General features: G+C 31.2%; 12 protein-coding genes. 3 read left to right on the top strand and 9 right to left on the bottom strand.

The features are described 5' to 3' along the window. Nucleotides 1-132 precede the first annotated feature (132 nt). Nucleotides 133-1935 (top strand): heme NO-binding domain-containing protein, encoded by a 1803-nt coding sequence (locus RT714_RS00440; RefSeq protein WP_313755653.1) that lies wholly within the window; start codon nucleotides 133-135, stop codon nucleotides 1933-1935. 151 nt (nucleotides 1936-2086) lie between these two features. On the opposite strand, the gene RT714_RS00445 is transcribed toward RT714_RS00440, so the two are convergent. The 5 genes from RT714_RS00445 to RT714_RS00465 all read right to left on the bottom strand — a co-directional run bounded on the left by RT714_RS00445 (nucleotide 2087) and on the right by RT714_RS00465 (nucleotide 5991). Continuing rightward, the gene (locus RT714_RS00445; RefSeq protein WP_313755654.1) at nucleotides 2087-2623 is read right to left on the bottom strand and encodes a spore maturation protein; all 537 of its coding nucleotides are present in this window, start codon (nucleotides 2621-2623) and stop codon (nucleotides 2087-2089) included. Nucleotides 2624-2637: 14 nt separating this feature from the next. Beyond that, a complete protein-coding gene (locus tag RT714_RS00450) occupies nucleotides 2638-3243 on the bottom strand; it encodes a nucleoside recognition domain-containing protein (RefSeq protein WP_313755655.1) in 606 nt (201 codons plus the stop codon). Between the two features lie 135 nt (nucleotides 3244-3378). Beyond that, nucleotides 3379-4716: a magnesium transporter gene (gene mgtE, locus RT714_RS00455; RefSeq protein ID WP_313755656.1), complete on the bottom strand. Its 1338-nt coding sequence runs from the start codon at nucleotides 4714-4716 to the stop codon at nucleotides 3379-3381. Between the two features lie 310 nt (nucleotides 4717-5026). Further along, nucleotides 5027-5323, bottom strand: coding sequence for a HesB-like selenoprotein (locus tag RT714_RS15890; RefSeq protein ID WP_332925324.1), 297 nt, complete (start codon nucleotides 5321-5323; stop codon nucleotides 5027-5029). A gap of 284 nt (nucleotides 5324-5607) precedes the next feature. Beyond that, complete coding sequence (locus tag RT714_RS00465) at nucleotides 5608-5991, bottom strand: phage holin family protein (RefSeq protein ID WP_313755658.1); 384 nt, start codon at nucleotides 5989-5991, stop codon at nucleotides 5608-5610. Nucleotides 5992-6147: 156 nt separating this feature from the next. Between RT714_RS00465 and RT714_RS00470 the strand changes: the two genes are divergently transcribed. Further along, nucleotides 6148-6333, top strand: a complete 186-nt coding sequence (locus RT714_RS00470) for a DUF1858 domain-containing protein (protein WP_072976508.1) — start codon at nucleotides 6148-6150, stop codon at nucleotides 6331-6333. 38 nt (nucleotides 6334-6371) lie between these two features. Here the strand turns inward: RT714_RS00470 and RT714_RS00475 are convergent, their stop codons facing one another. Next, nucleotides 6372-6602: a glutaredoxin family protein gene (locus RT714_RS00475; RefSeq protein WP_313755659.1), complete on the bottom strand. Its 231-nt coding sequence runs from the start codon at nucleotides 6600-6602 to the stop codon at nucleotides 6372-6374. A gap of 207 nt (nucleotides 6603-6809) precedes the next feature. On the opposite strand from RT714_RS00475, the gene RT714_RS00480 reads away from it, so the two are divergent. Continuing rightward, the gene (locus tag RT714_RS00480; RefSeq protein WP_313755660.1) at nucleotides 6810-7076 is read left to right on the top strand and encodes a late competence development ComFB family protein; all 267 of its coding nucleotides are present in this window, start codon (nucleotides 6810-6812) and stop codon (nucleotides 7074-7076) included. A gap of 22 nt (nucleotides 7077-7098) precedes the next feature. On the opposite strand, the gene RT714_RS00485 is transcribed toward RT714_RS00480, so the two are convergent. The 3 genes from RT714_RS00485 to RT714_RS00495 all read right to left on the bottom strand — a co-directional run. Beyond that, a complete protein-coding gene (locus tag RT714_RS00485) occupies nucleotides 7099-7464 on the bottom strand; it encodes a metalloregulator ArsR/SmtB family transcription factor (protein WP_313755661.1) in 366 nt (121 codons plus the stop codon). 24 nt (nucleotides 7465-7488) lie between these two features. Next, the gene (locus RT714_RS00490; RefSeq protein ID WP_313755662.1) at nucleotides 7489-8826 is read right to left on the bottom strand and encodes a hypothetical protein; all 1338 of its coding nucleotides are present in this window, start codon (nucleotides 8824-8826) and stop codon (nucleotides 7489-7491) included. 30 nt (nucleotides 8827-8856) lie between these two features. Then, on the bottom strand, nucleotides 8857-9199 hold a 343-nt coding region (locus RT714_RS00495; protein WP_313755663.1), incomplete at its 5' end, for an rRNA adenine N-6-methyltransferase family protein.

Raw genomic sequence — 9199 nt, forward strand, 5'->3', positions numbered from 1 at the left:
TGTATTTTAAATTTATTTTTGTTAATTTTTGTTCATAGTTAGTTTATATCAAAATGAACTAGTAAATTTTTGGGATTTTTGACAGCCCTTGTGGTATAATATATATAATTGTAAAACGAGGAGGAAGTAATCGTGAAAGGTACTATTGTTTCCGCATGGGTTCAAACTTGTAGAGAATTATATGGCGAAACTATAACAAATGAAGCTTTAGAGAATTTTAATATTAGTCCTAATAAAATATTTACGCCAACAGAAGATATTGATGATAAAGCAGCGAGAGGGATTTTAGATTATATTGCCCAGAAATTGGGAAAGGATTCTGATGAAGTATGGAGGACTATGGGTAATCATAACGTAATTACCTACACTAAAGTTTATCCTGCATTTTTCAGATATAAGAATTTATACTCTTTTCTTCAAGCTATGTATGATATCCATGTAGTAGTTACAAAGAGAATTCCAGGCGCAAAGCCGCCTATTCTAGGAATAAAACCAATAGATAAACATACAGCTCATATGACCTACTCTTCTTCTAGAGGAATGTTTCCTTATTTTCATGGTATGCTAGAGGGTGCTGCAAAATATTTTAAAGAGGATATTATAGTTGAAACTTTAGAGAAGACAGAAAATTTTACAAAAATTGCTATTACTTTCACTGAAGAAATTTATTATCAAAGGAAATTTAGATTTAACAAATTATTATCCTTTGGATTTATAAAGAATATTGAGGGAAAAATCGCTGTAGCTTCCCTTTTATTAGTAGGTCTTCCTGGAGCTTTGTTATCTAAATTTGCATCTTCATCTACTGCCTTTTTTGGAACTTTAATTCTTTCAGCAATTGTCCCATTTCTAATTGGCAAAGGATTATTTAAACCTCTTAAATTTATTTATAATTCTTTAGATGAGATTGCAGATAAAGATTTATCCATGGTAGTAGATATAGATACCAATGATTTCTTTGAGGATATTAACAGCAAGATAAAGAATTTAAAAGAATCTATAAAAACGGATTTTGTAGGATATAAGGGAACTACTGATGAATTAAATGTTTTTGCTGATAAGTTTGCTGAAATTTCCAGTAATATGAGCTTTACTTCAAATGAAATATCCAATGTAGTAGAGCAGGTGGCTGGTGGTGCTATAAATCAAGCAGATGAAACTGAGCAAGTAGCATATAAGTTAAATGACTCCATTGTTTCTTTAAATGAAGTAGTTGAAAAGGAAAATGCAGGTAAGGAAGAATTAGAATCAGCCGTTGCCCAAATAAACCAAGGATTTGAAGATTTAAAGTCTACATCTGACAGCTTGAATCATGTACTATTACAGTTTTCTCAAGTACAATCTAAAGGTCAAGATTTACAAAATAGAGCAACTGAAGTTCGTAATATAGTTGAAACCGTAGAAAAAATTGCTGAACAAACTAATTTATTAGCTTTAAATGCAAGTATAGAAGCTTCACGAGCTGGAGAATATGGCAGAGGTTTTACAGTTGTTGCAATGGAAATTAGAAAACTTGCTGAAGGTTCTAAGGAAGCTGTTAAAACTATTAATGATAATCTAGAATCTTTTATTAAAGATATTGATGGCTTTGTTTTTGATATATCTGACCAATTTAATATTCTTGAAAAAGAAAATGTTAAATTAAATTCTGTAGCAGAAGAAAATAGTAATTCTGTAAATTCTATAGCCCAAGTATCAGAATTAATTATTGAATTAACAACTGAACTTACAAATGAAACTAATAATATAAATTCTATATCTCAAGGAATAGAATCCTTAGCGGCTATTGCAGAAGAAAATTCTGCTTCTTCCCAAGAAGTTTCTGCTAATGTCCACTCCTATACAGAAGAAATAAGAAAAATGACTGAAAGTATATATGAGTTTAAAAAGGTCAGTATGGAGTTTAGTAAAGAGTTGGAAAAATATGTGGTATAACTTGACACAAGGAGCAACTCTCCTATTGCAACAATTGATAGTTGGCAATTGACAATATTAAAAGGTTTATAATATTTTTATATTTAAAACACAAGACCAAGGATTTTCCCGAAGAAAATTCTTGGTCTTTTTAATTATCAATTGTAAGTTGTCAATTAAAAAATAATCTCGTTATATAAACTGCTGAAATCAACCCTGCTAAATCTGCTATTAGTCCAGCTGCTAATGCATGCCTTTGTTTCTTTATGGATATGGAGCCAAAATATACTGCTAATACATAGAATGTGGTTTCACTGGAGCCCATCATTACTGCCGATGTTCGAGCTAATAATGATTCTGCCCCATAATTTGTGGCTAGCTCACTTAATATTCCTTGAGCACCTGATCCTGACAAAGGTCGCATAAATATCATAGGGACTAATTCTCCTGGTATATTAAAAATTTTTATAATAGGTGTAAATACCTTGATCAGAAGATCCATGGCTCCTGATTCCCTGAAAACTCCAATTGCTACAAGCATAGCTACAAATGAAGGTATTATTCTTATGGCAGTAGAGAACCCATCTGCTGCTCCTTCTATAAAGGATTCATATACATTAATATTTTTACTCATTCCATAGGATATAATGCCAACTAACATAAAAGGAATTGCTAGCTTAGACAATATTTGCATTATTGTAAGGAGCATTTAATAATTCCTCCCTATCTTTTTATTAATTTTTTTACTTCATATTTAGGAAGCCTTTGTAACATCCTTGCTGCAATTATGGCTACAGTTGTAGATATAGTAGTTGCTATTATAGTTGGTCCTATTATTTCTGTAGGATTAGTTCCACCTGCTGCTGATAATATGGCAATAGTTGAAGCTGGTATTAAAGTTACTGATGAAGTGTTTATAGCAAGAAAAGTAACCATGGCATTAGTTGCAGTATCCTTATGTTTATTTAATCTTTGCAATTCTTCCATAGCTCTTAATCCGAATGGAGTAGCTGCATTGCCTAAACCTAGTATATTAGCTGAGATATTCATTATCATTGCTCCCATAGCAGGATGTTCTCCAGGTACATCTGGAAATAAAATTACCATGATTGGCTTTAATATTTTAGATATACATCTTATAAGCCCAGAGTCCTCTGCTATTTTCATTATCCCTAACCATAATGCCATAACACCTATAAGCCCCATAGCAAGTTCTACTGCCGATTTAGCATTGTTTATAGCTGCATTTGTAACACTATCTAAATTGCCAGTAAAAACTCCAACTCCAAACCCAATAATAATTAAACCTGCCCATATAATATTGAGCACTCTATCACCCCTTGATAAAAATCGTCAATTGTTACTATCCTATTCTTCACCCCTTGTACAATATTCAAAAAATAATAAGAGTCAGGTTTCCCTGACTCAATTTGTTTTAATCTTTTTATTGTCAATTTCCAATTATTATAGTCCCAACAACGCTGTGGCTATACCAAAATATACTATCAAACTTAGAGCATCTACTATGGTTGTAATCAATGGACCTGCCATAATAGCCGGGTCTAATTTTAGCTTTTTAGCAACCAAAGGTAAAATACCACCGACAACCTTTGATGTCATGACAGTTACTATTAAGGTTAGAGAAACTGTAATAGCTATTGATAGCGGAGTCTTCTCAATCACTATAAGTCTTATAAAATTTACAGCTGAAAGAACTATTCCCACTATAAGACTTATTCTTAATTCCTTCCATAATACCTTCCACCAATCATGAGTAGTTATTTCACCAGTAGCTAATCCTCTTATTATTAAAGTTGAGGATTGGCTTCCTGAATTTCCTCCTGTATCCATAAGCATAGGTATAAATGTGCTAAGTAGAACTACAGAAGCCAATACATTTTCAAACTTACCCATTATCCTACCAGTAAATGTGGCTGAAACCATAAGTATCAATAGCCAAGGTAGTCTATGTCTTGCTAGAGTAAATACCCCTGTACCTAAATATGCTTCCTCAGTTGGGGACATAGCAGCCATTATTTGAAAGTCTTCCGTTGCTTCCTGTTCCATAATATCCATAATATCATCCACAGTGATAATTCCTGTAAGTCTATTTTCATTATCTACAACTGGCAATGCTAAAAAACCATATTTTCTAAATACATTTGCAACGCTTTCTTGGTCATCATGAGTATTTACACGAATTACTTCATCTTCCATTATATCATCTATAAGTAATTCTTCATCAGATGTGACCAATGTTCTTAGGGAAACAAATCCTTCCAAGGTTCTTTTCCCATCTGTCACATAACAGGTATAAACTGTTTCTTTATTTAATCCAGTTTCTTTTATATGTGCCAATGCTTCCTTTACTGTAATTCCTTTTCTTAAATCTACATATTCTATGGTCATTATGCTGCCAGCAGAATCTGCAGGATATTTTAAAAATTGATTTATTAATTTTCTTTCATCTTCTTTAGTAGCCTTGAGCACCTTCTTAACAATATTTGCTGGCATCTCTTCTATTAAATCTATCATGTCATCGAAAAACAATTCATCCATGATATATTCTAATTCTTTATCTGTTACAGAATTTATAATGCCTAGCTGCTGTTCAGTAGAAAAATGTGCAAATACTTCTACTGCCAAATCCTTTGGCAACATCCTAAATATTAACAATGTCATATGTGCATCTAATGGATCTAAAAGTTCTGCTACGTCTACTTCATTCATTTCTGATAGTTCTTTTTTGATTTCTATATACCTTTTTTCTTGAATTAATTCTAAAAGTTTTCTTTCATCCATGTTCTCCCTCCAATTTAGAGAACCATGTTTTGTGATAAAAATGGTTCTCTCATTATTATTTTAAAAATTTGATTTTTAATACAACTGGGCACAGGACCCGAATCCATTTTCATCACCAACCCTTCCTTTGTTTAGCTAATAGTGAATAACTAATAATTAATCTTAAATACCAAAAAACCTTACTTAAACCATTCACTGCTCACTTTTAGTTTTTCACTGGTTCTATTATACCATAGTTTTCATATTCTCCAAAATAAAAAAGATAGGAAAATCCTATCTTTTTTATCTAAAACTATTCACTATTAACTAACTAACATCCTCCAGCAGCTCTATCAGGGATTACTGTGAATCCTCTTCTTAACCAGTTATCACTGTAATCCACTGTGAATTTCCCAAAGCTTTCTTCTAATCCTTCTTCCAATACGAATGTAAAATCATTTACTCTAGTTTCTACATCGCCTTCTTTACGCTCATCCAGAGCCAATCCAAATGATGGACCACCTCAACCATAGCCTGCAATAAAAATTCTTAAAGGCTTTTCAGTATTTTTACTCTCAACTACTTTTGTTAACTCTTCGGTAGCTTTTGTAGTTAAATCTATAATCATTTAATTACCTCCCTAATTATTCTCTCTGTATACATTATATACCCTCATAGGGTATTTGTAAACAACTATTTATTAACTTTTTCTATAAATATATATGTTAGTATAGATTACCCTAATTTTAAGCTTTATAATCAAAAAATAAAAACCGAAACTCCCCTCTACCTTCATAGTGATTATAAGTCTAACACAAAGATAGAAAAGAATTCCAGTTTTACTAATCTTAATTATTTAATCTTTTGTTTATTGTTTATTATTTTTTCTTAGTGTTTTAATTGTCAATTATCTTACATTGCTCTCCCTGGTATTATAGCGTCTACTATACCTATTATTAGAGCACCTATTATAGCTCCCCATATAGATATATTGAAGCCAGGAACTATAAATTTGGTAACATAAAGAATAATTGCAGCAACTAGAAATCCTGTTATTCCTCTTCCAAATGGAGAAGCGTTAATACCAGTAAATCTTTGTACTAAATGGTCTAATACTCCTATTACTACAGATGCTAACAATAGACTCCATATACCATCTATTGTAAATCCTGGAGTAAAGTATGCTGCTATAGCAACGACTATTGCTGTTACCAAAATTCTTATAAGCATTTCTCCTATGTTGAAATCATCATCTCTGCCTTTATTTTGTTCCCTATTTCTATTATCATTATCCATGATTTCACCTCCTGATATAGTAATCTCCAATAATATTTTTTTTATACAAAAAAATATTAAATAATTTTTATATTTTGTGAAATGATAAATTATGCTAGAAAGCAGATAAAAGATATGCTACTATAATAGTAAGAATTAAAAAGGAGGTTGAAAAACATGGAAATTACTAAAGATATGTTGATTGGTGAACTAATTAGAAAAAAACCAGAAGCAGTAGAAGTTCTTATGAGATTTGGCATGGGTTGTGTAGGTTGTCCATCAAGTCAAATGGAAAGTTTAGAAGAAGCTGCTATGGTACATGGCTTAGATTTAGATAAATTAATGGCTGCATTGAATGCATAATCAAAAGGAAGAGCCATATAGGCTCTTCCTTTTCCAAACTATTCTGCTAATAAATTGTCTATTTTTTCTTTATCGAACCCAACTATCTCTTCCCCATCAATAACTAATACTGGCACTCCCATATGCCCCATAGCCATTAATTCTTTTCTGGCTTCCTTATCTGTTTGAACATTTTTTTCAGTATAAGATATACCTTTTTCTTTTAAATAATCCTTAGCAGAAACACAGTATGGGCAAGTACTGCTTGTATAAACTATTACATTAGACATTTTAATTCCTCCTTTAATATATTACTAATTTAGATTATACCCCACAGGGGTATATAAGTCAATATCTTTTACGATAATATTTTACCCATAGTTTGTTTTAATAATCATAATATAGAACTTAGCTATGATAATTATAATGGGTTTGACAATAATATTTATAAATAATATAATAATTTTTGTGTAAACTAATTTTTAAGGATGATAATTGTGATAAAAAATTATATGGAAGTTTTAGTTGATGAAATCTTTCGTGAAATGAAAAACAGCTATAAAATCTGTGATGACAAAAAATGTGAACACGATATTAAGTCTATTGCTTTAAATAATCTTCCAACTGCTTATTTAAAATATGATACAACAGAAGCAACTAAAAAGGCTTTTTTGTTAGAGCGTCAAAGAAGAATATCTGTATTGGCAAAGGTTGCTGAAGCATCTGATATTGTATGCTCTGAATGTATTAGAAAGCAAAAATAACCCCACAGGTTTTCTGTGGGATTTATTTATGTTTAACATGATCTAATCCTTGTTCAAATAATCCCAATACGTGTTCATCATCTAATGAATATATAACCAGCTTACCTTCTTTTTTGAACTTCACCAATTTCAAGTCCCTTAATATTCTAAGCTGATGGGATATTGCTGATTGGCTCATTTCAAGTATATTAGCTATATCACATACACATAAAGACGATTTAGATAATACATAGATTATCTTAAGTCTAGTGGGGTCTGACAACGCCTTGAATATATTGGACAAAAGGTAGATTTCTTCTCCAAAATTTAAACTTATTTTTAAATCTTCAATGGTTTTCTCATCTGATAAATGTCCTATACATACTAATTTTTCTTCTGTTTCTCTCATTGTTTTACCTCCCCTTATCTCTCACTAGTTTACTGGAATCATTGGGATTACAGGTTCTACAGGTCTTCCAGTCATCGGGTCTATATATAGAATCCAGTATCCTTCTATATTTTTGCCTTGATACCAAGTATTAAAACCATTAGTTCCTCTATATGGATGTTCACTTATAGTAAAATTACCTGGTACTCCATATACAAAATATTTAACTGTTTCCCCTTCATTGTATAAACCAAATAAGTAATGTCCATATTTACTCATTAGCTGATTACAAGTAGCCATATTACTATTATAATGCTCTTTATTATTTCCTCCAACTATATATGAAAAATATGGAAGAAAAGCCCTATATTCATTTTCTTTATCTAATTCTACAAGCCACCAGTTATATCCTTGTAGATTATGTGTAAAAGGCTCAATATATGGAAAAAATCTTAAAATACTTAATACATAATTAGTAGTTTGATTTTTTTGATTTAATTTCCTTATATAATCTAAAGTTTTATAATCTGGCTCCATAGACTCTTCATCTAAGTCTTCAAGTTCAATCTCATTACTCATTTTTTCTTCAATAATTTCTTCAATATTTACTTCTATTATTTCCTCTGTCGCTTCTTCTTCATATTTCTTTACTTCAATTTCTTGTTCTTGTAACATAGGCTCCGTAGCTGGTATGTCATATATTGGGTTATATGCTGATACTCCAGACATTGATTCTTGTACTGGTATATCATATGTTGGTTCATTTATATGCTCTATGTTTATTTGCTGCTCCACTGCCTCCATTTCTTGAATTTCTCCTACTACTTCTGCTTCCATGGATTCTTGAGTTTCTTCTAATTTCTCTATTTCTTTAATTTCAGTTGTTTCTGGTTCTTCTTGTACTACCTCTTCTATTTCATCTAACTCTAGTATTTCTGGTATTGGCTCAGGCTCAGGTTTAGATTTAGATTCCATCTCTAAGTTAAACGGCATAGACTTTATGTATTTTTCAATACTTCCATCTTCCTTACTTAGATAACCTCCTAAACAAACTTGATTTTCTCTCACTATTAAAATACCAGTTATCCTGTCTATTGGGAAGCTTTTACTTTCTAATTCCCTCTGAATAAAAGAATATTCACCTTTTCCCCTTCCTAAATCATCTGTAAATATTTTACCTAATTCCCAACTTGAATTTGCCTTATCATCAGAGATAAATAGAACATTATAAAAGTTATCTACTTCTGCATTCTCAATGTTCACTGTAACTATCCCCTTAAGTCCTCTTATCTCTAGTTTGCAATGTCCCTTTGGACTTCTTCCTGCCATGGTAGAAAATTCTTTCTTTAGTATTATAAACTTTCTGGTATATGCCAATGACATAAAACTACCCCCTTTTTACACTTTATTTAATTATATGTCTAATGGGGGCAATGTTTTACTAATCTTTATAAAATCTTCCACTGATAAGTTTTCTGCTCTTGTATTCAAGTTAATATCCAAGCTTTCTAAGACTTCTTTTATAGTTCCTTTTTCAATATTGAATCCATAGGTAGATAGTGAATTTAATATGGTTTTTCTCCTCTTAGAAAAAGCAGCCTTTACAATTTTAAAAAACTTTTCCTTATCTACTTCTGGTAATTCTTTATTTATAGTGAGTTTTATTACAGCAGAATCTATCTTCGGCTGAGGCATAAAAACTGTCTTTGGTACTTTTAGGACTATTTCTGGTTTGCTATAAAAATTTACAAATACA

The sequence above is a fragment of the Tissierella sp. genome (assembly GCF_032104385.1).
GTDB lineage: Bacteria > Bacillota > Clostridia > Tissierellales > Tissierellaceae > Tissierella.

Bases quoted from the DNA above. Each gene is read 5' to 3' on its own strand.
- RT714_RS00445 (WP_313755654.1), bottom strand. From the start codon at position 2,623: ATGCTCCTTACAATAATGCAAATATTGTCTAAGCTAGCAATTCCTTTT.
- RT714_RS00470 (WP_072976508.1), top strand. From the start codon at position 6,148: ATGGAAATTACTAAAGATATGTTGATTGGTGAACTAATTAGAAAAAAA.
- RT714_RS00490 (WP_313755662.1), bottom strand. From the start codon at position 8,826: ATGTCATTGGCATATACCAGAAAGTTTATAATACTAAAGAAAGAATTT.
- RT714_RS00465 (WP_313755658.1), bottom strand. From the start codon at position 5,991: ATGGATAATGATAATAGAAATAGGGAACAAAATAAAGGCAGAGATGAT.
- RT714_RS00475 (WP_313755659.1), bottom strand. From the start codon at position 6,602: ATGTCTAATGTAATAGTTTATACAAGCAGTACTTGCCCATACTGTGTT.
- mgtE (WP_313755656.1), bottom strand. From the start codon at position 4,716: ATGGATGAAAGAAAACTTTTAGAATTAATTCAAGAAAAAAGGTATATA.
- RT714_RS00485 (WP_313755661.1), bottom strand. From the start codon at position 7,464: ATGAGAGAAACAGAAGAAAAATTAGTATGTATAGGACATTTATCAGAT.